The sequence below is a fragment of the Bradyrhizobium sp. LTSP849 genome (assembly GCF_000938255.1).
Taxonomy (GTDB): Bacteria; Pseudomonadota; Alphaproteobacteria; order Rhizobiales; family Xanthobacteraceae; genus Bradyrhizobium.
The window spans coordinates 143,367-165,293 of record NZ_JYMR01000005.1; the positions used below are offsets into that span (position 1 = coordinate 143,367).

Genomic DNA, 21,927 nt, shown 5'->3' on the forward strand with positions numbered 1-21,927 from the left:
GACATGACGCGTGAATTCGCCGCCGGAAATTATCGTTTCATTCCGTCCGTGTTCCAGTATTCGGCCGGTGCAGCGGCAGATGCCGGCTATGAGATCGAGCGCGTCCGGTTCGACCGGCTCGTGCCGCTCGCCGAAGGCTTTGCACTCGCGGCGAAGTACATCAAGGAGGCCGGGCGCCCGCTGACGGCGTTCTGCGCTTGCGAGCTGCGCTCGCCGGCGGCCTTCAGCGAAGAAGGCTTTCGCGCCTTCAATCTGCACTATGTCAAGACGCTGTCGGAATGGAGCATCTTCGACGGCACCACCAATCCGGTGGCGCGCAGCAATGTCTGTCCCGAGCTCGATCCGCCGTCCGAGCCGTCGTTCTACGCCTTCTCGTTCACACGCCCGACGGGATCGAAGACGCCAAGCTTCGTGATCGCGGGCGGCGCCGAGGCGCGCGAGGGTAGCGGCACCTATGTCGAGCGCACCGTGCGCTACCGCGACCTCAGTCCGGAGGGCCTGCGCGAGAAGGTGCGCTTCACGACGACGTCCCAGATGGAGAACCGGATGACCGCTTTCGGCTTCGGCTGGAAGGACACCACGGGCGTGCAGGCCTATTCCGTGCACGATTTCCACCATGCGCTTGTCGAAGAGCTGGTTCGTCACGGCGCGCTACGCTCCGGCCTGACCTGGCACTTTGCGCGGCCGCCGGTGGTCGATCTCGAATATGAGATGGATTGCCGCCGCGTGATGCGCGAGACGGTGATCTAAAGCGTTTTCAAGCGAAGTGGGTACCGGTTCGCGTCAAGAAAACGCGTCAAAAAAGGAATTAGAGCCCCGGAACGCGGCTCTAGCGCTGGCGCGGGTCGAGGGCGTCGCGCAGGCCGTCGCCGAGCAGGTTCAACGAGAGCACGACGAGGAAGATCGCGAGCCCCGGCCAGATCGCCATCCACGGCGCCTGGGTCAGGAAGCGTTGCGCCGCGTTGAGCATGCTGCCCCAGGACGGCGCCGGCGGCTGCTGGCCGAGGCCGAGGAACGACAGCGCGGCTTCGGCGATGATGGCGGCCGCAATCGACAGCGTGGCCTGCACCAGCAGCGCGGGCATGATGTTCGGCAGGATGTGCGAAAACGCGATCCGCCAGCCGGGGTTGCCAAGCGCGCGCGCGGCCTCGACATAGTCTTCGGACTTGACGTTCAGCACCTGGCCGCGGGTCAGGCGAATGAAGATCGGCGTGGCCGAGATGCCGATCGCGATCATCGCGTTGGTAAGGCTCGGGCCGAGGAACGCCGCCAGTGCAATCGCCAGGATCAGGAACGGGCAGGCCAGCATCGCATCGGTGATCCGGCTGATCAGCGCGTCGGTGAATCCGCCGCGATAGCCGGCGAGCAGGCCGAGCGGCACGCCGATGCCGAGCGCGATCGCGACCGAGATCAGGCCCGCAAGCAGCGAGGCCCGAGCGCCGTAGATGACGCGGCTGAGGATGTCGCGGCCGAGCTCGTCGGTGCCGAACCAGTGCGACATGGTTGGCGGCTTGCGCACCAGGCTCCAGCTCGTCGCAATGGGGTCGTAGGGCACGATGAGCGGGGCCAGCAGCGCAAGAGCGATGAACGTCGTGATTGCGACAAGGCCGAACACAGCAGCCTTGCGCTTGAACAACCGCCGCCGCGCGCGGCGTGCCGGGCTGTCGAGCTCGTAGGCTTGCGTGACGGGGCTTACGGGTAGCGCGGCGTCGGTCATGGCGCTACCCCCGCAGTCGCGGATTGACGAGGATATAGGCGACGTCTGCAACGAGATTCAGGGTGATGTAGACGGTGGCGGTCACCAGCACGACGCCTTGCACGACCGCGTAGTCGCGGTTGAAGACGGCGTCCACGATCAGCTTGCCGAAGCCGGGAATGGAGAAGATCTGCTCGGTCAGCACCGCGCCCGACAGCAGCGTGCCGAGCTCGAGCGCGCCGAGCGTGATGATGGGTGTCAGCGCATTGCGCATGGCATGCTTGAGGATCACGGAACGCTCGGAGAGGCCCTTCGCGCGCGCCGTGCGGACGTAATCGCTCTCCAGCACTTGCAGCATGGCGCTGCGCGTATGCCGCATCAGGATCGCGGAAATCGCGTTGCCGAGCACGAAGGCCGGCATGATGGTGGCAGCCAGGCTCGCGCGCCAGTTCTCGCTGAGCGGCACATAGCCTGAGGCCGGCAGCCAGCCGAGCTCGATCGAGAACAGGAAGATCATCAGGATCCCGAGCCAGAAGTTCGGCGTCGAGATGCCCCATAGCGCGAACAGATTAGCGCCATAGTCCCAGACCGTGCCCCTCTTCACCGCGGAAACGATGCCGGCGGGAATGCCGATCAGGAAGGCGATCAGGATCGCCATCGAGCCGAGCTGGAGCGTCACCGGCAGCTTCTGTGCGATCAGCTCGCGCACCGGCATCTTGCTGCGCAGTGACTCCCCGAAATTGCCGGTCAGGACCCCCTTGAGCCAATAGACGTATTGCACGGGGATCGGCTGATCGAGCTTGTACTGCTGACGGATCTGTTCGATCACGGCGGGATCGCGTTCCTCTCCGGCCATGACCAGCGCGGGATCTCCCGGCAGCAATTGCTGGAGCGAAAAGATCAGCACCGACACGAAGAACAGCGTCGGTATGATCTGCGCGATGCGGCGAGCGAGGAAGTTCAGCATGGCGCAGCTCGCGTCCTGGGCGCAGCCGCGATCACTTGAACTTCAACCCGACCACGCGCACCAGCCCGTCGGGCATCTGCTTGTAGCCCTCCAGCTTGGTCGTGTGCGCGATCAGCAGCGTGCGGTGATAGATGTAGATGATCGGCAGGTCGGCGAGCAGGATCTTGGTCAGCTTTTCGTAGATCGCCTTGCGCTCATCAAAGCCCGCGACCGCCCTCGCTTCTTCCATCAGCTTGTCGGCTTCCGGGTTCGCGTAGCCGCCATCGTTCTGCGGCGCCTTGCTGCGCATGAAGATGTAGGAATTGCCGTCGGGATCGATGCGGCCGCTCCAGTTGATCTGGAACACCTGGAACTCGCCGGCCTGGGACTGCTTGAAGGTAGTCGCGAATTCGACGGCGCGAATCTTGATGTCGAAGCCGGCCTCCGCGGCCATGGACTGCACGACCTGGGCGACGGCCTCGTACTCGGTGCCCTTCGGGACCATGTAGTCGACGGTCACGGGAAGGCTGACGCCGGCTTCCTTCAAAAGCGCCTTGGCCTTGGCGATGTCGCGACCCTGAACGGGGAAGGACTTCTGATAATAGGGATGCGTCGGGCTGACCCACTGATTGCCGGCCGTGAACTCGCCGTTGAACACGACCTGGTTGATGGCTTCGCGATCGATGGAGAGGTCAAGCGCCTGGCGCACCTTCGCCGACTGGCTCAGCGGCCCCTTGGCCTTGTCGTTGCCGATGTTGATGGTCAGGCCGAGATAGCCGAGCTCGGGGGCTGTCGACAGCACCAGCTTGGGATCGGCGCGGACGTCCTTGATGTCGGTGGCGAGCACGCGCTCGATCAGGTCGAGGCCGCCGGACTTGAGATTCGCCAGTCGCACCGTCGAGTCAACGATCGGCAGGAACACGACGCGGTCGATATGGACGTTGTCCTTGTTCCAGTAATCGGCGAATTTCTCGAAGACCATGCGGTCCTGCTGGATGCGCTCGACGAATTTATACGGGCCGGCGCAGACCGGATGGAGGCCGAACTTGTCGCCGGCTTCCTTGGCGGCCTTCGGCGACACCATCATGCCGGAGCGGTCGGTAAGCTGGGCGATCAGCGGCGAGTAGGGCGTCTTCAGCACCAGCTTGATGGTCAGGGGATCGACAACCTCGACATGATCGACGCTGGCGAGCTCCGACTTCCGGAACGAGGTCGGCAGCGTCATGTGACGCTCGATCGAGAATTTTGCGGCCTCCGCATCCAGTGGTTCGCCGTCATGGAATTTGACGTTCGGCCGCAGCTTGATCGTCATCTCCTTGCCGTCGGCCGAGGTCTGGTAGGACAGCGCGAGCTGCGGCACGACGTTGAGCTTCTCGTCGATGTCGAACAGCTTGTCGCAGAAGGCGGAGAACACGATGCGGCCGACATAGGTGCGGCCGATGCTGGGATCGAGGATGTCTGGGTCCTCGGCGATGCCGATGCGTAGCGTGGTCTGGGCTTGGGCTGTGCCCGCGAGCGACGTCAGCAATGCCGACGCCAGAAATGCCAAACGCACAAAACTCATCGTTCTCAACCTCTGTTTGACGGCTAGACCGGGTCGGGCCTCAATGAACTAACCCCGCCGCCGCTCGCTGCTTCCAGGCTGCCGCTGAAGGCGGCGACCAATTTTTCAAGGACCGGCGAGAAGCCGCCGTCCATTGGGACGATCGCCTCGGACGACGGCAGTTCCGATGTTCGGTGGCAGGCCGTTGCATGTCCGATGCCATCCGGCACGAGCTGTGGCATTTCGCTGCGGCAGCGGTCGACGACGTAGGGGCAGCGGGTGTGGAAGCGGCATCCCGGCGGCGGGTTCAGCGCGCTGGGGATCTCGCCCTGAAGCACAATCCGGCTGCGCTTTGCCCGTGGTTTAGGCACCGGGATCGCGGACAGCAGCGCGCGGCTATAGGGGTGGCGCGGGGCGGCGAAAAGCGCATCCGCTTCCGCCGTCTCGACGATCTGGCCGAGATTCATCACCGCGACGTGGTCGGCGATGTGCTTGACCACGGCCAGATCATGCGAGACGAAAATGTAGGCGAGGCCGAGCCGGTCCTGAAGCTCGCGCAGCAGGTTGAGGATTTGCGAGCGGATCGAGACGTCGAGCGCGGAGACCGGCTCGTCGCAGATAATCAGCTTCGGCTCGACCGCGAGCGCGCGGGCAATTGCGATGCGCTGGCGCTGGCCGCCGGAGAATTCGTGCGGATAGCGCCGCGCCAGCCGCGGCTCCAGCCCAACCAGCCGCAATATCTCCTCGACGCGCTCGCGTCGCCGGGCAGGCGGCACGAGATTGTGCAGCGCCAGCGGCTCGGTCAGGATCTGGCCGACGGTCATGCGCGGATTGAGCGAAGCGTAGGGATCCTGGAAGATAATCTGCGCCTCGCGGCGGAAGCCGCGCAGCGCGGCGGCGTCGAGAGCGAGAAGGTCGCGGCCTTCGAAGCGGATTGCGCCTGCATCCGGCTCGATCAACCGTAGCACCAGGCGGCTGACGGTGGATTTGCCGCAGCCGGATTCGCCGACCAGCGCCAGCGTCTTGCCGGCGTCGAGCGAGAAGGAGACGCCATCGACTGCTTTGACATGTGCGAGCGCGCGACCGAAGATCGAGCGCTCGGCGACGAAATGCTTGACTAGGCCTTCGACCTCGAGCAGCGCCATCACGACACCAGAAGTTCGAGCGGCGCGCGGATGCAGCGCGAGAGGTGGCCGGGGCTGACTTCCACGAGCGGCGGCGGCGCCTTGGTGCAGGCGTCCAGCACGAACGGGCAGCGCGCGGCGAAGCGGCAGCCGGCGGGCGGCTGCATCATGTTCGGGACCATGCCCTCGATCGTCGCGAGCTGATCGGCGCGATGGTCGAGCCGTGGGATCGATCCGAGCAGGCCGACCGTATAGGGATGCTGCGGCATGGAGAACAATTCATCCACAGGCGCGCGCTCGACGATTTCGCCCGCGTACATCACAGCGACTTCGTCGCAGACCTCGGCAACCACGCCGAGATCGTGGGTGATCAGGATGATGGCGGCACCGCTCGCCGCCTTCAATTCCCGCATCAGCTCCAGTATCTGCGCCTGCAAGGTGACGTCGAGCGCGGTGGTCGGTTCGTCGGCGATCAGGAGGCGTGGGTCGCAGGCGAGCGCCATCGCGATCATCACACGCTGGCGCATGCCGCCGGAGAGCTTGTGCGGATATTCGTCGATCCGCCGCTCGGGCGAGGGAATGTGAACGCGGCGCAGCAGGTCGATCGCACGGTCCCGCGCGCTGCGCCGGGAGCCGCCGCGGTGACGCAGGATCGTCTCGGTGATCTGGTCGCCGATGGTGAGGCTCGGATTGAGCGACGTCATCGGTTCCTGGAAGATCATTGCCAGGCGGTTGCCGCGCAAGTCGCGCAGCGTCTGGTCCGACGTCTTCAACAGGTCGAAACCGTCGAAGCGGATTGCGCCGGATATTTCCGCGCTCTGCTTCGGCAGCAATCCCATGATCGCGAGTGACGTCACGCTCTTGCCGCAACCGGATTCGCCAACGAGCCCGAGCGTTGCGCCATTGGCGACGCTGAGATCGACGCTGTCGACCGCATGCGTGATGCGGCCGTCATCGCCGTGGAAGCGAATGCGGAGATCCCTGATCTCGATGAGGGGGCTAGCGCTCATGACTGCCTTGCACGCGCCGCGGCGATGCTGGCGTCGATGACGCCGCGATCGGTATTGCCGGCGGGATTGCGCCGCGTCGGAAGCGAGCCGCGGAAGTGCACCCAGAGCTCGTGACTGACCCGCTCGAGCCGCTCGAGTTCGCCGAGCGGATCGGGATGATCATCGGCGCGAACGTCCAGCGCGGGCCACTCCTCCTCGCCGTGGATCAGGAGCGCCGCCGACTGCTTGCCGCGCTTGTCGCCGCCGGCGGCTTCGCCGGCGCGCATGGCCGCGAGCAGGCGGCGCGGGAAGGGCAGGCTGTCATTGGCGAGGTAGGTCTTTGCCGTCTCGTCGAGGACGTCCGAGCCTGCGAGCATATTGCCGGCGATCGAGAAGCCGCTGCCTGCGATGTGCCCGCACCAGTCGACGCAATCGCGGCCCGTATGCGCTGCGATCGCGCCATTTGCATCCATGATGTGGATCTGCCGGTTTTCGCGCCCGTCGTCGGTCGCGAGCAGTGTGGCGAGCACGTCGTGCGCGTTGAGGCCCTCGCGCAACAGCTTGATGCCGTCGATGCCGTAATAGGGATTGACGAAGGCTTGCGTGGCGATCGCGCCGAGGCCAGCGGCGATGTAAGGCACGCGTGCTCCGACGGCGAAGAAGCGGGTCGCAACGGCGATGCCGAACTGGCCGGTGGCAGGATCGCGGGCGATGATCGACCAGGTCATATGTTGTCCATCAGCGCCCCGCGGCGTAGCCCTGCATGCCGCGCGGATTGGCGGCGGCACGGCGGCGCACGCCGACACGCGAGGCCGCGGTGAGGCGGCCTTCGGACCAGTCCGGTCCGACCTCGACGATATGCCCGCGCTCGCGAAGGTTCTCGATCGTCGCCTCCGGCACGCGGTTCTCGATCACGAGCACGCCGGGGCGCGAGGTGCGCGGCCAGAACGAGATCGGGAAATGCTCGGAATGCCAGGCCGGCGCGTCGATCGCCTCCTGGAGATTGAGGTTGCAGTGGACGTGGCGCAGGAAGAATTGCGTGATCCACTGATCCTGCTGGTCGCCGCCGGGCGAACCCCAGGCGAGGTACGGCTCGCCGTCGCGCAGCGCCATGGTCGGCGACAGCGTGGTGCGCGGCCGCTTGCCGGGCGCGAGCGAGCTCGGTTGGTTCTCCTCCAGATCGAACATCTGCGCGCGGCTGCCGAGGCAGAAGCCGAGCTCGGGAATGACAGGCGAGGATTGCAACCAGCCGCCGGACGGTGTCGACGAGATCATGTTGCCGGCCTTGTCGATGATGTCGAAATGCACGGTGTCGCCGCGTACTTCGCCGAAGCGGCCCACCGTCGGTTCACCGGCACCGAGCGCGCCAACGGCCTCGCGCTGGCCTTCGGCGCGGCGCAGCTTGACCACGCCGCCAAAGCCCTCGATCGCGCCGGGCCGGAGATCGAGCGAGGCCTTGTCGGTGACGAGCTTGCGGCGTTCGTCGTTGTAAGCATCCGACAGCAACGTCGCGATCGGGATCTCGCTGAATTTGGGATCGCCGTAGAATTTCTCGCGATCGGCGAAGGCGAGCTTGGCGCATTCGATCTGGAGATGGATGAACTCAGGCCCGGTCGGGTCGAGCCCGTCGAGCGCAAAGCCCTTCAGCAAAGCGAGCTGCTGCAACGTCACCGGGCCCTGGCTCCAGACGCCCGCCTTGCAGACGGTGTAGCGGCCATAATCGTAGGTGAGCGGCGCTTCGATGGTCGGTTGCCAGCGCGCCATGTCGTCGGCAGAGAGCACGCCGCGATGCGGCGAGCCGCTGACGTCCATCACCTCCTGAGTGCGGCAGAACTTGTCGATCGCTTCGGCGACGAAACCGTGCGACCAGGCCTTCCGCGCGCGCTCGATCTCGGCATCGCGGCCGCCGCCGCCGCTCTCGGCCTCGCTCAGGATACGAGCGTAGGTCGCCGCCAGCGTCTTGTTGGTGAAGAGCGTGCCGGGCCGCGGCACTTCGCCATTCGGCAGGTAGACTGCGGCCGAGGTCGGCCAGTGCTTGCGGAACAGTTGCTCGACGGTCTGGATCGTCGCGCAGGCACGCTCGACCAGCGGATGGCCGTCGCGCGCATAGGAGATCGCGGGCTCCAGCACGTCGCGCAGGCGCAGCGTACCGTAGTCGCGCAGCAGCATCATCCAGGATTCGAATGTACCAGGGACGCAGGCCGCGAGCAGGCCGGTGCCGGGCACCATGTCGAGGCCTTCGCTCCTGTAGTGGGCGATGGTGGCGCGCGCCGGCGCCGGGCCCTGGCCGCAGATCACCTCGGTGCGACCGCGCTTGACGTCATGGACGATGATGGGAACATCGCCGCCGGGGCCGTTGAGGTGCGGCTCGACCACCTGGAGCGTGAAGGCGGTGGCGACGCCGGCGTCGAAGGCATTGCCGCCTTTTTCCAGCGTGGCCATGCCGACGGCGGTCGCGATCCAGTGCGTGGTGGCGACCACGCCGAACGTGCCTTCGATTTCGGGGCGCGTCGTGAAGGGATCGGGATTGACTTTGCTGGCCATGGAAATTCGCTACCTTATTTGTCGCGCGCGCAATTGATCACAGGCAATGCCTGGCTGCCAATGCGTGGGCCGCATGGCACGCGCGCGTCACGCCGGGACCGGCGCGGTGTTAACCGCGTGGCAGGCGACGCCGTCAATCAGTTCCGGAGCCTCCTTGCGGCAGAGATCGAACGCCAGCGGGCAACGCGGATTGAAGGCGCAGCCGGGCGGTGGGTTGATCGGGTTCGGAATCTCGCCCTTCACCGGAATGCGCTGGCGGCCACTCATGGCCAGATCTGGCACGGCGCCTAGCAGCATCTTGGTGTAGGGCATACGCGGATGGGAGAACAGCTCGCGTCCTTCCGCGATCTCGACAATGCGGCCGAGATACATCACGCCGACACGGCTCGCCATGTGGCGGACCACGGCGAGGTTGTGGCTGATGAACATGTAGGTCAGGCCGAACTTGTCCTGGAGGTCGCGCATCAGATTGAGGATCTGCGCCTGCACGGAGACGTCGAGCGCCGAGGTCGGCTCGTCGCAGACGATGAATTCGGCGTCGGAGGCAAGCGCCCGCGCAATCGCGATGCGCTGGCGCTGGCCGCCGGAGAATTCATGCGGAAACTTCAACCGGTCGTCGGGATGCAGGCCGACGAGGCTGAGCAGTTCGCCGACGCGGGCCCGGATGTCGCGCTCGCCCTGGATCAGGTCGAAGGCACGGATCGGCTCGGCGATGATGGCGTCGACGCGGAAATGCGGGTTCAGGCTCGCATAGGGATCCTGGAAGATCATCTGGATGCGGCGGCGTAGTTTTCGGCGCGCTTGGGCCTGCCGCGGGTCGGTCATCGAAACGCCGTCAATCAATACGCTGCCGGAGCTTGGCGGCAGCAGGCCGACGACCATCCGCGCCACTGTGGTCTTGCCCGAACCGGATTCGCCGACCAGCGCAAAAGTCTCGCCCTTCCTGATGTCGAAGGTGACGGTGTCGACCGCCTTGAGGTATTCGAGCTGGCCGCCTTCGAGCACGCGGTTGAGCCATGGCTTCGAGACGTCGAAGACGCGGCGCAGGTTCTTGGCCTCGACGAAGGGCGCGCTCATGCCGCGCTCTCCGCCGGCACGCCGTCATAGAGATGGCAGGCGACCGATTGCGCGCCGCGCGGCTGCGGCTCGGGCCGGTCGACACGGCAACGATCGAACGCGGAGGCACAGCGCGGATTGAACGAGCAGCCGCGCGGGATTGCCGACAGGCGCGGCATGGAGCCCGGGATTTGCACCAGCCGCTTGTCCTCACCTGCAAGCGTTGGGATGGCGCCCATTAATCCCTTCGCATAGGGGTGCAGCGGGTTCTTGACGACGTCCTGCACCGGTCCGATCTCGGCGACGCGGCCGGCATACATCACCGCGACGCGGTCGGAGGTCTCGGCGATCACGCCCATGTCGTGGGTCACCAGCATCACTGCAGTGCCGTGGTCGCGGCCGAGCCGCTTGATCAGCGTGATGATCTGCGCCTGCACGGAGACGTCGAGCGCGGTGGTCGGCTCGTCCGCGATGATCAGCTCGGGCTCGGCGCAGATCGCCAGCGCAATCACCACGCGCTGGCGCATGCCGCCGGAGAATTCGTGGGGATAGCCGTCGATGCGCTTTTCGGGCGCGGGGATGCCGACTTCGGCAAGAAGGTCGATGGCGCGGCGGCGCGCGGCGGTTTCGGAGAGGTTCAGGTGGGTTCTGATCGTCTCCACGATCTGGTCACCGATCTTGTACAGCGGATTGAGCGAGGTGAGGGGATCCTGGAAGATCATGCCGATGCGCTTGCCGCGGACGCGGCGCATCTCCTCCGGCGGCAGATTGTCGATGCGCAGACCCGACAGGCGGATCTCGCCGCCGGAGATGCGGCCGGGCGGATCGATCAGGCCGATCACCGCGAGCCCGGTGACGGATTTGCCGGCGCCGGATTCACCGACTACGCCGAGCACCTCGCCCTTGGCGATGTCGAAGGAGACGCCGTCGATGGCGCGCAGTGTGCCGCGGCGCGAGGCGAACTCGACCTGAAGATTGCGGACGGAGAGAACGGGTTCGGTCATGAACGCTGGATACTCATCGGAGTTTCGGGTTGAGCGCGTCGCGCAGCCAATCGCCAAGCAGGTTGATCGACAGGATCAGGGCCGCGAGCGCGATTCCGGGGAATGCGACGATCCACCATTCGCCTGCGAACAGATAGCCGTTGCCGATGCGGATCAGCGTGCCGAGCGAGGGCATGGTCTCGGGCATGCCCGAGCCGAGGAAGGATAGCGTCGCCTCGGTGATGATCGCGAGCGCGAGGTTGATGGTAGCGATCACGAGGATTGGCCCCATCGTGTTCGGCAGCACGTGGCGCAGCATGATCACGGGGGCGGGCAGGCCGATCAATTGCGCGGCTGCGACGTAATCCTTGTTCTTCTCGACCAGCACCGAACCACGCACCGTGCGCGCGTACTGCACCCAAAAACTCAGCCCGATGGCGAAGACCAGGACCGCCAACATGCTCATCTCGTCGAGCTTGTTGCCGAAGACCGATTTGGCGATGCCGTTGATCAAGAGCGCAATCAGGATGGCTGGAAAGGAAAGCTGCACGTCGGCGATACGCATGATCAGCCCGTCGACGGCGCCGCCGAAATAGCCGGCCGTCAACCCAAGCATGATGCCGAGCGCGCCAGACAAGACGACGCCGAGGACGCCGACAAGCAGCGAGATGCGCAGGCCGTAGAGGATAGCCGACAGCACGTCGCGGCCCTGCTCGTCGGTGCCGAGCAGAAACGGGCTCTGGCCGTCGGCGGTCCAGAGCGGGGAGATGCGCGAATTCATCAGCTGGAGCTGCGCCGGATCGAACGGATTTTGTACCGACAACACCGAGGCGAAGATCGCGATCAGGAAGAACAGCAGCGTCACCGCAGCCGCGATCATGGTGATTTTGGAGCGGCGGAAGGAATAGAACAGGTCGCTGTCGAGCGCGCGTTTGAACCAGCCCGGTGGAGCGGCGCGCGAGCCGCGGTCTTCGACCTTGTGCGGGACGACGGCTTCGCTCATCTCAGTGCGCCCCGCTGACCGTCGAGCGCAGCCGCGGATCGACGATGGTGTAGAGGATATCAACCACGAGATTGATGGTGACGAAGATCAGGGACACCATCATCAGATAGGCCGCCATGATCGGGATATCGACGTTCTGAACGGCCTGCACGAACAGCAGCCCCATGCCCGGCCACTGGAATACGGTCTCGGTGATGATTGCGAAAGCAATGACCGAGCCAAATTGCAGGCCCGCCACAGTAATCACGGGAACCAGCGTGTTGCGCAGCGCGTGGCCGAAATGGATCGCCCGTGTGGTGAGCCCGCGGGCGCGGGCGAAGCGGATATAGTCGGTCCGCATGACCTCGAGCATCTCCGCGCGGACGAGCCGCATGATCAGAGTCATCTGGAACAGGCCGAGCGTGATCGAGGGCATGATCAGCGCTTTCAACCCTGACCAAGTCAGGAGCCCAGTCGTCCACCAGCCGATATGCACCACATCGCCCCGCCCGAACGAGGGCAGCCAGCCGAGTGTCACCGAGAACAGGTAGATCATGAGGATCCCGATCAGGAAGGTCGGCAGCGAGATGCCGATCAGCGAGACGGCCTGGAATACATGCGCGAGCCAGCTGTCACGGCGAAGCGCCGAATAGACCCCCATCAGGATGCCGCTGACCATCGCGAAGATGGTGGCGCAGATGGCGAGCTCCAGCGTTGCCGGCATCCGCTCCATCAGGAGATTGCTGACGGGCAGACGGAACTGGTAGGAGATGCCGAACTTGAACTGCGCGGCGTTGCCGAGGTAGTGGCCGAACTGCACGATCACGGGATCGTCGAGGCCGAGCGACTTGCGGATTGCGGCGCGTTCGGCGCCCGACGTATCCATCCCGACCATCTGGTTCACTGGATCGCCGGCGAAGCGGAACATCGAGAACGAGATGATTCCGACGGCGATCATGACACCGATGGCCTGGATGGCCCGGCGCAGTGTGAAAGCGAGCATCTGTTCCTTTCACATATCTTCAGGGGCGCGCATCATCGCGTTCGCCCGAAACGGCAAATCCTTAAACAGCAAGTCCCGGAAGCCGAGGCTTCCGGGACTTCACAACTCGTCGACACCTACTCGTCCTGCTTGGTCGCCCAATAGAGCAGGACCTGGTTGTCCGCGCGCTGAGTCAGTTTCACCTTCTTCGACACGCCCCAAGCGAGCGCTTGCTGATGCAGCGGGACATAGGCCCAGTCCTTGATCGAGATGTCCCAGGCCTGCTTGATCAGCTGATCGCGCTTGGCCGGATCGGATTCCACGAGGACCTTGTCGGCGATCTCGTCGAACTGCTTGTTGCAATAGCCGGCGAGATTGGCCTCGCCGCGGTTCGGATCCTTGGGATCGTCCCGGCAGCCCATGATGTCGTGCAGCACGTTATGGGCGTCGAGTGTATCCGGGGTCCAGCCGAGCATGAACAGCGAAGTTTTGTAGCCGCCGGGCTTCAGCACCTTGGCGAAATACAGCGCCTTGGGTTGCGCCAGCAGCTCCACTTTGATGCCGATACGGGCGAGCATTCCGACGACGGCCTGACAGATCGCGGCGTCATTGACGTAGCGATCGTTCGGGCAGTCCATCGTGACTTCGAAACCCTCGGGATAGCCGGCGTCCGCCAGGAGCTTCTTGGCGGCGTCGGGGTCGAACTTCGGCCGGGTGAAGTCCTTCGACAGCGAATAGAGCTCCGGCGCAACCATCAGCGCGGACGGTGTCGAGAGGCCGCGCATGACGCGGTTCTTGATCAGCTCGATGTCGATCGCCCGGTAGACGGCCTCGCGGACGCGAACGTCCTTGAATGGGTTCTTGCCCTTGACGTTGGAGTACAACAGCTCGTCGCGCTGCTGATCCATGCCGACGAAGATGGTGCGGAGTTCGGGTCCCGTCAGCACGGTGGCATTGGGGCTCGAATTGACACGTTGAATATCCTGGACCGGAACCGGCTCGATCACGTCGACCTCGCCCGACAGCAGGGCCGCGACACGCGTGGCCGGGGATGCGATCGGCGTGAAGATGATCTCCTTCAGATTATGTTCCGGCTTGCGCCACCAGTTCGGATTGGCCTTGAAGACGGTCTTCACGCCCGGCTGATGGCTCTCGATCATGAAGGGGCCGGTGCCGTTTTCATGGAGCGAGGCGTAGCTCGGGGTCGTGGCGGCGGCCGGTGTCGGCGCCACCGCATCGTTCGCCTCTGCCCATTTCTTGTCCATGATGTACCAGGTCGCCCAGAGCGCCGTCAGGATGGGATTGGGCGAGGTCAGGACGAAATCGACGGTGTAATCGTCGATCTTGACCGCCTTGGCGTCGGCGGGAACGCGGCTCTGGAAATTCGAGCCTTTCGCCCGCACGCGCTCGGCCGAGAACACGACGTCGTCAGCGGTGAAGGGGTCGCCATTGTGGAATTTCACGTCCTTGCGCAGGTGAAAGCGCCAACGTGTCGGCTCCGGTGTCTCCCAGCTCTCGGCAAGCCCCGGGATGATCTTCAGGTCCTTGTCGCGGGCGACCAAGCCCTCATAGACATGACCGAGATGCGCACTGGTGGTCGACTCGTTCAGTGTGTAGGGGTCGAGCGACTTCAGCTCACCCTGGTTGGCGTAGCGCAGCGTCTGGCTCGACGCCGGCGAGACCGCCATCGCAAGCACACCGGCGAGCGTCGCCGCAAACAGACTTCGTCCGACTGACATTCTTGACCCTCTTCACTCGCCCGCACCGTCATTTTTATTGTTCGGCGGGGCCGATCGATCCATGTTGCCCAGAGTTCTCGACCCGTGCAAGCGCCATTCCAGCAAGGAACGCGCCAAGTTGCACCGCTGTGCAGCAATGCTGACCAACAATTTGTGGGACGAGAGGCGCGTGGGCGCCATTCGACTTTCGACCTGCGAGATTCCGGAACAGGAGCGGAAATTGCCTCACCGGCCGCCAGGCGAGCGTGTTCGTGGGCGCGATTTGATTGACCATATCCGGCGATTGCAGGAGCCATTGTCCGGCCGTCCGTCTCAGGTCGCTTGCGTCGCATACCATGTCGCGGCGATACTGTGCCGCGCCGCTCGAATCTCATCTGGAGGGGACATGAAAGTTAACATCGAAATCGACTGCACCCCCCTTGAGGCCCGCCAGTTCATCGGATTGCCCGACCTGGCTCCGATGCAGACGGCGGTGATGGACAAGCTACAGCAGCAGGTGTTGAGCAACATCGACAAGGTCTCGCCGGAATCGCTGATCCAAAGCTGGTTCACCTTCGATCCAAAGCTCGCCGAGCGGTTTCAGGACATGTTCGTCACCATGGCGGGGCTCGGCAGCCCGCGCGGCGCCGACAAGAAGAAATAATGCCGTCCGAGCCGGACGGGTCGCAGGCGTCAGGCCGGCTACGTCCGCCGGGCCTTGGTCTGCTGCTTGCGGAAGCGCGCAGCGTGTTCGAATTCAACGCCAGCCTTTTGCTGTCGCCTGTCCTGATGCGCGCGCCCAAAGGCGACGGCCATCCGGTGCTGGCGCTGCCGGGCTTTCTCGCCAGCGACCTCTCGATGGCGCCGATGCGACGCTATCTCGGCGCACTCGGCTATGAGGCGCAAGCCTGGCGGATGGGCCGCAATCTCGGTGGGCTGGGCCGGATGCGGGAAGCCCTGCGCGCCCGTCTCACGGAAATCCATGCCGCGAGCGGACGCAAGGTCAGTCTGGTCGGATGGAGCCTCGGCGGTGTCTATGCGCGCGATCTCGCGCTTCAGGCGCCCGACATGGTCCGCAATGTCGTTACGCTCGGCAGCCCCTTCGCCAACGATGTGCGGGCAACCAATGCGACCGCGCTCTACGAGATGTTGTCCGGCGAGCGCGTCGAGGATTTTGCGGAAGCGCGTGAAGCGATCGCCGGCGATCTTCCAGTGCCGGCGACGTCGATCTATTCGCGCACCGACGGCGTCGTGAACTGGCGGACCTGCCTGCTGCGCCCCTCGGATCGTGCCGAGAACATCGAGGTGCACCTGGCGAGCCATATCGGGCTCGGGGTGAACCCGGCTGCGTTGTGGGCCGTGGCGGATCGCCTGGCACAACCGGAGGGGGAGTTCTGGCCATTTGACCGGGCAGGGCCGTTTGCCATTGCATATGCCCCGCCGGAACGGGCAATATCGACCTGACGAGAAGCGCCAACCAAGGCGCCCGTCAAATATTCGGGAGGGAACTATGGCTGACGGTAAGAAGCTGTCGTCGCTGGACGCATCATTTCTCTATCTGGAAACGCCGGAAATGCCGATGCATGTCGGGAGCATGGCGATCTTCCGCCTGCCCGACGACTACAAGGGTGACTTCTTCGAAGACTTCAAGGCGATGATCGTCTCGCGCCTGCATATCGCGCCGATCCTGAAAGCACGCCTGGAGAAAGCGCCGCTCGACATCGACCATCCCTCCTGGGTCGAAGACGACCAATTCGACATTGACCGCCACATCTTCCGCGCCAGCCTGCCGGCACCGCGCGACCGCGCTACGCTCGAGCGCATCGTCGGCTGGATGCACGCCAAGCTTCTGAACCGCGCTCGCCCGCTCTGGGAGTTCTACGTGTTCGAAGGCATGAAGGACAACGAGGTCGGTCTCTATTCCAAGATGCACCATGCCGCCATCGACGGCGGCGCCGGTGCTGCCTTGACCAACATGATCTACGACATCTCGCCGGTCCCGCGGAAGGTCGATCCGCCGACGGGCGGCGTGAAGCCCGGACAGGAGCCGCGCGATATCGCCGCGACCCTGCTCGATTCATACCAGCAGCTCTTCACCCAGCCGCTCGATGCGTCGGCCGCCGCCAAGAACCTGCAACTGCCGCGAACCGGCAAGAGCGACATCGGCTCGATTCTGTTCGACAATGCGATGTACCAGATCGAGAGCGCGGTCCGCTTTGCCGGCAATATCCCGACCATGGTCAAAAGCGTCTCCGACGTGCTCGGCAAGATTTCCGATCCGAAGTCGCGCGAGAGCCTCGCCAGCATGATGTCGCCGCCGACCATGCTCAACAAGTCGATTTCCTCGGAGCGCAGCTTTGCCGGCGTGTCGATCTCGCTGTCGCGATCCAAGGCGCTGGCCAAGCAGGCCGGCGGCAAGCTCAACGACGTGGTGCTGGCGCTCGCCTCCGGTGTGGTCCGGCGCTATCTCAAGCAATACAGTACGCTGCCGGCAAAATCGCTGACCGCTGCCGTGCCGATCTCGCTGCGCGAGGAGGGCAACACCGAGGCCAACAACCAGGTGTTCGGGATGATCTGCTCGATCGCGACCAACATCGAGGACCCCAAGGCGCGGCTCGAAGCCATCATCGCGCAATCGACCAAGTCCAAGGAGATGTCGCATCCGCTGCGGGCGCTGATGCCGCAGGTTTCCAACATCTCGATGCTGGGTACGCCGATCATCGTCCAGATCCTGGCGCTGCTCTACAGCCGCTCCGACCTGTCGGACGTGCTGCCGCCGGCTGCGAACATCACGGTGTCGAACGTGCCGGGGCCGCGGCAGACGCTCTACGCCGCCGGCGCGGAGCTGCTGCACATCTTCCCGGTGTCGATCGCGACGCATGGGCAGGCGCTCAATATCACCGTGCAGAGCTATCGCGACCAGCTCGATTTCGGCTTCATCGTCGGCGCCAACGTCATTCCGCATGTGCAGGTGATGTGCGACATGCTGCCGGCGGAGTTTGCCGCGTTGGAGGCGGCCTATACGCCACCGGCGGCCGACATCAAGGGCGCCGCCGAGTAGGATTTTATGATGATTGAAATGCCGCCGCTCAAGTTCGCGCAGACGAACGGAATCCGCATGGGCTATTACGAGGCGGGCCCGGTCACCGACAAGCCGCCGATCGTGCTGTGTCACGGCTGGCCCGAGCTGGCCTTCTCCTGGCGCCACCAGATCAAGGCTCTGAGCGAAGCCGGCATCCGGGTGATCGCGCCGGACCAGCGCGGCTATGGCGCGACCGATCGGCCCGAGCCGGTCGAGGCCTATGACATGGAACATTTGACCGGCGATCTCGTCGGTCTGCTCGATCATCTGAACATCGACAAGGCGATCTTCGTCGGCCACGACTGGGGCGGATTCGTCGTCTGGCAGATGCCGCTGCGCCATCCCACGCGCGTTGCCGGCGTGGTCGGGGTCAACACACCGCATTGGGACCGCGCGCCGATGGATCCGATCGCGCTGTTCCGCCAGCGCTTCGGCGACCAGATGTATATCGTCCAGTTTCAGAATCCCGCGCGCGAACCCGACAGAATTTTTGGCAGCCGCGTCGAGCAGACCTTTGACGCTTTCATGCGCAAGCCGCTTGCCCGGCCGGAGGCGAAGACCACTGAGCCGCCGGTTGCGGGCGTCGGTGCCTCGTCGAAGACGAACCTGGCTTTCCCGCAGATGGTCGCCGCCTATGATGCAAGACACGATCCGCGCACGCCGATCCTGTCGGCCGACGAGAAGAAGGTCTTTGTCGATACCTTTACGACAACCGGCTTCACCGGCGGCATCAATTGGTATCGCAACTTCACCCGCAACTGGGAACGGTCGAAGGGGCTGGACCACCACATCCATGTGCCGTCGCTGATGATCATGGCAGAGAACGACGCGGTGCTGCCGCCGTCGGCGGCCGACGGCATGGAGAAGCTCATAGCCGATCTGGAGAAGTACCTGGTGAAGGACAGCGGCCATTGGACGCAGCAGGAGAAGCCGGAAGAGGTCAGCGCCAAGCTGATCGAATGGCGTAGAAGGCGGTTTGGCTAGCGTTAACGACCAAGGCAGGGGGAAGCGCTTTTAAATGTCATCCAAGAACCGACTGGACCCGATTCCGCAGCCGCCGACCAAGCCGGTGGTCGGCAACATGCTGTCGCTGGATTCGGCGGCTCCCGTTCAGCACCTGACGCGGCTTGCCAAGGAGCTCGGCCCGATCTTCTGGCTCGACATGATGGGCTCGCCGATCGTGGTCGTCTCCGGCCACGACCTCGTTGACGAGCTCTCCGACGAGAAGCGTTTCGACAAGGCCGTGCGCGGCGCGTTGCGGCGTGTGCGCGCGGTCGGCGGCGATGGCCTGTTCACGGCCGATACCCGCGAGCCGAACTGGAGCAAGGCGCACAACATCCTGCTCCAGCCCTTCGGCAACCGCGCCATGCAATCCTACCACCCGAGCATGGTCGACATCGCCGAGCAGCTCGTCAAGAAATGGGATCGCCTCAATGCCGACGACGAGATCGACGTCGTCCACGATATGACGGCGCTGACGCTTGATACGATCGGCCTGTGCGGCTTCGACTATCGCTTCAACTCGTTCTACCGCCGCGACTACCATCCTTTCGTCGAGTCGCTGGTGCGCTCGCTCGAAACCATCATGATGACCCGCGGCCTGCCGTTCGAGCAACTCTGGATGCAGAAGCGGCGCAAGACTATGGGCGAGGACGTCGACTTCATGAACAGGATGGTCGACGAGATCATCGCCGAGCGCCGCAAGGGCGTGGAGGCCGTCGACGACAAGAAGGATATGCTCGCCGCGATGATGACCGGCGTCGATCGCTCGACCGGCGAGCAGCTCGACGACGTCAACATCCGCTACCAGATCAACACCTTCCTGATTGCCGGCCACGAGACCACCAGTGGCCTTTTGTCCACCACGCTCTGTGCGCTGCTCAAGCACCCGGATATCTTGAAAAAGGCCTATGACGAGGTCGACCGTGTATTCGGCCCCGACGTCGATGTCAGGCCGACCTATCAGCAGGTGACGCAGCTCACCTACATCACGCAGATCCTGAAAGAGGCGCTGCGGCTGTGGCCGCCGGCGCCGGCCTACGGTATCTCGCCGCTCAAGGACGAAACTATCGGCGGCGGCAAGTACAAGCTCAGGAAGGGCACCTTCATCACGATCCTGGTGACGGCGCTGCATCGCGACCCCAGCGTCTGGGGGCCGAATCCGGACGCCTTCGATCCCGAGAATTTCAGCCGCGAGGCGGAGGCCAAGCGGCCGGTCAATGCCTGGAAGCCGTTCGGCAACGGCCAGCGCGCCTGCATTGGCCGTGGCTTCGCCATGCACGAGGCGGCGCTCGCGCTCGGCATGATCCTTCAGCGCTTCAGGCTGATCGACCATCAGCGCTACCAGATGCATCTGAAGGAGACGCTGACGATGAAGCCGGAAGGCTTTAGGATCAAGGTTCGTCCGCGCGCCGATCGCGAACGGGGTGCCTATGGCGGGCCTGCGGTGGCGGCAACGACTGCCGTCACCACCGCGCCGCGCGCCACCACGCGGCCCGGACACAACACCCCGCTGCTCGTGCTCTACGGTTCCAATCTCGGCACGGCGGAAGAGCTGGCAACCCGCGTTGCAGATCTTGCGGAAGTGAATGGCTTTGCCACCAAGCTCGCGCCGCTCGATGACTATGCCGGCAAGCTGCCGGAAGAGGGCGGCGTGCTGATTTTCTGCGCCTCCTACAATGGTGCGCCGCCGGACAACGCCACGGAATTCGTCAAATGGCTCCATGGCGATGTATCGAAGGACGGGCTCGCCAAGGTGCGCTACGCCGTGTTCGGATGCGGCAACAGCGACTGGGCCGCGACCTATCAGTCCGTGCCGCGCTTCGTCGATGAGCAGCTTGCGGCCCGCGGCGCGCGCAGCCTCTATGCGCGCGGCGAGGGTGATGCGCGGAGCGATCTCGACGGCCAGTTCGAGAAATGGTTCGCGGCCGCCGCCCCTGCGGCCATGAAGGAGTGGGGCCTCACCTCGGACTTCAGCCGCAGCACCGACGACCAGCCGCTCTACAAGGTCGAGCCGGTGGCGCCGGGCGCGGTCAATGCGATCGCGGCGCTCGGTGGCGCCGTCGCGATGAAGGTGCTCGTCAACGACGAGCTTCAGACCAAGAGCGGGCCAAATCCATCCGAGCGCTCTACACGGCACATCGAGGTGCAGTTGCCGCAAGGCGCGAGCTACCGCGTCGGCGACCATCTCAGCGTGGTGCCGCGCAACGATCCGGCGCTGGTCGACGCCGTCGCGCGCCGCTTCGGCTTCCTGCCGGCCGACCAGATCAGATTGCAGGTCGCCGAGGGGCGTCGCGCGCAACTGCCGGTCGGCGATAGCGTCTCGGTCGGCCAGTTGCTGACCGATTTCGTCGAGCTTCAGCAGGTCACGACGCGAAAGCAGATCCAGATCATGGCGGAGCATACGCGCTGCCCGGTGACCAAGCCGAAGCTGCTGGCCTTCGTCGGTGACGATGCCGAGGCAGGGGAGCGCTACCGCGTCGAGATCCTGGCCAAGCGCAAATCGGTGTTCGATCTGCTGTCGGAACATCCTGCCTGCGAGCTGCCGTTCCACGTCTATCTGGAAATGCTCTCGCTGCTCGCGCCGCGCTATTACTCGATCTCGTCTTCGCCGTCGGTGGACCCCGGGCGTTGCAGCGTCACCGTCGGCGTGGTTGGCGGGCCGGCCGCATCCGGTCGTGGCCTCTACAAGGGCATCTGTTCGAACTATCTCAGCGATCGCCGTGCGGGCGATACGGTCTACGCCACCGTGCGCGAGACCAAGGCTGGCTTCCGCCTGCCGGACGATTCATCCGTGCCGATCATCATGATTGGGCCGGGCACAGGGCTCGCGCCATTCCGCGGCTTCCTCCAGGAGCGCGCAGCGCGCAAGGCGAAGGGTGCGGCCCTCGGTCCGGCCATGTTGTTCTTCGGCTGCCGCCATCCCGACCAGGACTATCTCTATGCGGATGAGTTGAAGGCGTTGGCCGCCAGCGGCATCACCGAACTCTTCACCGCGTTCTCGCGCGCGGATGGACCGAAGACCTATGTGCAGCACCTCCTTGCCGCGCAGAAGGACAAGGTCTGGCCGCTGATCGAGCAGGGTGCCATCATTTATGTCTGCGGCGATGGCGGCAAGATGGAGCCCGACGTGAAGGCCGCACTCGTCGCAATCCATCGCGACAAGAGCGGCAGCGATGCGGCCGCCGGCGCGCGGTGGATCGAGGAGTTGGGCGCGAAGAATCGCTATGTGCTCGACGTCTGGGCGGGCGGGTGACCGCCGGCCCAATCGTGCTAAAGCTCT

The 21,927-nt window shown here is 64.6% G+C and carries 18 protein-coding genes; 6 read left to right on the top strand and 12 right to left on the bottom strand.

What is annotated here, in order from left to right:
- Nucleotides 1-3: 3 nt before the first annotated feature.
- On the top strand, nucleotides 4-750 hold the full coding sequence (gene cnbZ, locus UB31_RS05115; RefSeq protein WP_045010051.1) for a 2-amino-5-chloromuconate deaminase CnbZ: 747 nt from the start codon (nucleotides 4-6) through the stop codon (nucleotides 748-750).
- A 79-nt stretch (nucleotides 751-829) separates the two neighbouring features.
- Here the strand turns inward: cnbZ and UB31_RS05120 are convergent, their stop codons facing one another.
- The 12 genes from UB31_RS05120 to UB31_RS05175 all read right to left on the bottom strand — a co-directional run bounded on the left by UB31_RS05120 (nucleotide 830) and on the right by UB31_RS05175 (nucleotide 14,584).
- Entirely contained in the window at nucleotides 830-1,717 is an 888-nt protein-coding gene (locus tag UB31_RS05120; RefSeq protein ID WP_045010052.1) for an ABC transporter permease, read from the bottom strand.
- Nucleotides 1,718-1,721: 4 nt separating this feature from the next.
- Nucleotides 1,722-2,663, bottom strand: coding sequence for an ABC transporter permease (locus UB31_RS05125; RefSeq protein ID WP_045008942.1), 942 nt, complete (start codon nucleotides 2,661-2,663; stop codon nucleotides 1,722-1,724).
- A gap of 31 nt (nucleotides 2,664-2,694) precedes the next feature.
- Nucleotides 2,695-4,206, bottom strand: a complete 1,512-nt coding sequence (locus UB31_RS05130; protein ID WP_045010053.1) for an ABC transporter substrate-binding protein — start codon at nucleotides 4,204-4,206, stop codon at nucleotides 2,695-2,697.
- Nucleotides 4,207-4,229: 23 nt separating this feature from the next.
- Entirely contained in the window at nucleotides 4,230-5,330 is a 1,101-nt protein-coding gene (locus UB31_RS05135; RefSeq protein WP_045010054.1) for an ABC transporter ATP-binding protein, read from the bottom strand.
- Complete coding sequence (locus tag UB31_RS05140) at nucleotides 5,330-6,319, bottom strand: ABC transporter ATP-binding protein (RefSeq protein WP_045010055.1); 990 nt, start codon at nucleotides 6,317-6,319, stop codon at nucleotides 5,330-5,332. The genes UB31_RS05135 and UB31_RS05140 overlap by 1 nt, the downstream gene beginning before the upstream one ends.
- The gene (locus tag UB31_RS05145; protein ID WP_045010056.1) at nucleotides 6,316-7,026 is read right to left on the bottom strand and encodes a DUF1028 domain-containing protein; all 711 of its coding nucleotides are present in this window, start codon (nucleotides 7,024-7,026) and stop codon (nucleotides 6,316-6,318) included. Before UB31_RS05145 ends, UB31_RS05140 begins: the two co-directional genes overlap by 4 nt.
- 10 nt (nucleotides 7,027-7,036) lie before the next feature.
- A complete protein-coding gene (locus tag UB31_RS05150) occupies nucleotides 7,037-8,842 on the bottom strand; it encodes a gamma-glutamyltransferase family protein (protein WP_045010057.1) in 1,806 nt (601 codons plus the stop codon).
- Nucleotides 8,843-8,929: 87 nt separating this feature from the next.
- The gene (locus UB31_RS05155) at nucleotides 8,930-9,919 is read right to left on the bottom strand and encodes an ABC transporter ATP-binding protein (protein WP_045010058.1); all 990 of its coding nucleotides are present in this window, start codon (nucleotides 9,917-9,919) and stop codon (nucleotides 8,930-8,932) included.
- Nucleotides 9,916-10,902 carry an ABC transporter ATP-binding protein gene (locus UB31_RS05160; RefSeq protein WP_045008949.1) on the bottom strand — a complete coding sequence of 329 codons (987 nt, stop codon included), beginning with the start codon at nucleotides 10,900-10,902 and terminating at the stop codon, nucleotides 9,916-9,918. The genes UB31_RS05155 and UB31_RS05160 overlap by 4 nt, the downstream gene beginning before the upstream one ends.
- A gap of 13 nt (nucleotides 10,903-10,915) precedes the next feature.
- A complete protein-coding gene (locus UB31_RS05165) occupies nucleotides 10,916-11,884 on the bottom strand; it encodes an ABC transporter permease (protein ID WP_045008950.1) in 969 nt (322 codons plus the stop codon).
- Nucleotide 11,885: 1 nt separating this feature from the next.
- Nucleotides 11,886-12,866, bottom strand: coding sequence for an ABC transporter permease (locus UB31_RS05170; protein ID WP_045008951.1), 981 nt, complete (start codon nucleotides 12,864-12,866; stop codon nucleotides 11,886-11,888).
- Nucleotides 12,867-12,982: 116 nt separating this feature from the next.
- Nucleotides 12,983-14,584, bottom strand: coding sequence for an ABC transporter substrate-binding protein (locus UB31_RS05175; RefSeq protein ID WP_045008952.1), 1,602 nt, complete (start codon nucleotides 14,582-14,584; stop codon nucleotides 12,983-12,985).
- Between the two features lie 385 nt (nucleotides 14,585-14,969).
- Here UB31_RS05175 and UB31_RS05180 point away from each other — a divergent pair, with 385 nt between their 5' ends.
- Genes UB31_RS05180 through UB31_RS05200 form a run of 5 tightly spaced genes read left to right on the top strand, consistent with a single transcriptional unit; the run spans nucleotide 14,970 to nucleotide 21,900 of the window.
- Complete coding sequence (locus tag UB31_RS05180) at nucleotides 14,970-15,227, top strand: DUF6489 family protein (protein WP_045008953.1); 258 nt, start codon at nucleotides 14,970-14,972, stop codon at nucleotides 15,225-15,227.
- Nucleotides 15,227-16,027 carry a lipase family protein gene (locus UB31_RS05185; protein WP_045008954.1) on the top strand — a complete coding sequence of 267 codons (801 nt, stop codon included), beginning with the start codon at nucleotides 15,227-15,229 and terminating at the stop codon, nucleotides 16,025-16,027. The genes UB31_RS05180 and UB31_RS05185 overlap by 1 nt, the downstream gene beginning before the upstream one ends.
- Before the next feature lie 46 nt (nucleotides 16,028-16,073).
- Nucleotides 16,074-17,624, top strand: coding sequence for a wax ester/triacylglycerol synthase family O-acyltransferase (locus UB31_RS05190; RefSeq protein ID WP_045008955.1), 1,551 nt, complete (start codon nucleotides 16,074-16,076; stop codon nucleotides 17,622-17,624).
- A gap of 9 nt (nucleotides 17,625-17,633) precedes the next feature.
- Nucleotides 17,634-18,629 (top strand): alpha/beta fold hydrolase, encoded by a 996-nt coding sequence (locus UB31_RS05195; protein ID WP_045010186.1) that lies wholly within the window; start codon nucleotides 17,634-17,636, stop codon nucleotides 18,627-18,629.
- 34 nt (nucleotides 18,630-18,663) lie between these two features.
- Nucleotides 18,664-21,900: a bifunctional cytochrome P450/NADPH--P450 reductase gene (locus UB31_RS05200; protein WP_045010059.1), complete on the top strand. Its 3,237-nt coding sequence runs from the start codon at nucleotides 18,664-18,666 to the stop codon at nucleotides 21,898-21,900.
- Nucleotides 21,901-21,927: the final 27 nt, after the last annotated feature.

Excerpts from the sequence above, each read along its gene's own strand:
- UB31_RS05170 (WP_045008951.1), bottom strand. The coding sequence starts at position 12,866 with ATGCTCGCTTTCACACTGCGCCGGGCCATCCAGGCCATCGGTGTCATG.
- UB31_RS05125 (WP_045008942.1), bottom strand. The coding sequence starts at position 2,663 with ATGCTGAACTTCCTCGCTCGCCGCATCGCGCAGATCATACCGACGCTG.
- UB31_RS05195 (WP_045010186.1), top strand. The coding sequence starts at position 17,634 with ATGATTGAAATGCCGCCGCTCAAGTTCGCGCAGACGAACGGAATCCGC.
- UB31_RS05165 (WP_045008950.1), bottom strand. The coding sequence starts at position 11,884 with ATGAGCGAAGCCGTCGTCCCGCACAAGGTCGAAGACCGCGGCTCGCGC.
- UB31_RS05120 (WP_045010052.1), bottom strand. The coding sequence starts at position 1,717 with ATGACCGACGCCGCGCTACCCGTAAGCCCCGTCACGCAAGCCTACGAG.
- UB31_RS05190 (WP_045008955.1), top strand. The coding sequence starts at position 16,074 with ATGGCTGACGGTAAGAAGCTGTCGTCGCTGGACGCATCATTTCTCTAT.
- cnbZ (WP_045010051.1), top strand. The coding sequence starts at position 4 with ATGACGCGTGAATTCGCCGCCGGAAATTATCGTTTCATTCCGTCCGTG.
- UB31_RS05180 (WP_045008953.1), top strand. The coding sequence starts at position 14,970 with ATGAAAGTTAACATCGAAATCGACTGCACCCCCCTTGAGGCCCGCCAG.
- UB31_RS05200 (WP_045010059.1), top strand. The coding sequence starts at position 18,664 with ATGTCATCCAAGAACCGACTGGACCCGATTCCGCAGCCGCCGACCAAG.
- UB31_RS05140 (WP_045010055.1), bottom strand. The coding sequence starts at position 6,319 with ATGAGCGCTAGCCCCCTCATCGAGATCAGGGATCTCCGCATTCGCTTC.
- UB31_RS05145 (WP_045010056.1), bottom strand. The coding sequence starts at position 7,026 with ATGACCTGGTCGATCATCGCCCGCGATCCTGCCACCGGCCAGTTCGGC.
- UB31_RS05150 (WP_045010057.1), bottom strand. The coding sequence starts at position 8,842 with ATGGCCAGCAAAGTCAATCCCGATCCCTTCACGACGCGCCCCGAAATC.
- UB31_RS05135 (WP_045010054.1), bottom strand. The coding sequence starts at position 5,330 with ATGGCGCTGCTCGAGGTCGAAGGCCTAGTCAAGCATTTCGTCGCCGAG.
- UB31_RS05185 (WP_045008954.1), top strand. The coding sequence starts at position 15,227 with ATGCCGTCCGAGCCGGACGGGTCGCAGGCGTCAGGCCGGCTACGTCCG.
- UB31_RS05130 (WP_045010053.1), bottom strand. The coding sequence starts at position 4,206 with ATGAGTTTTGTGCGTTTGGCATTTCTGGCGTCGGCATTGCTGACGTCG.
- UB31_RS05175 (WP_045008952.1), bottom strand. The coding sequence starts at position 14,584 with ATGTCAGTCGGACGAAGTCTGTTTGCGGCGACGCTCGCCGGTGTGCTT.
- UB31_RS05155 (WP_045010058.1), bottom strand. The coding sequence starts at position 9,919 with ATGAGCGCGCCCTTCGTCGAGGCCAAGAACCTGCGCCGCGTCTTCGAC.
- UB31_RS05160 (WP_045008949.1), bottom strand. The coding sequence starts at position 10,902 with ATGACCGAACCCGTTCTCTCCGTCCGCAATCTTCAGGTCGAGTTCGCC.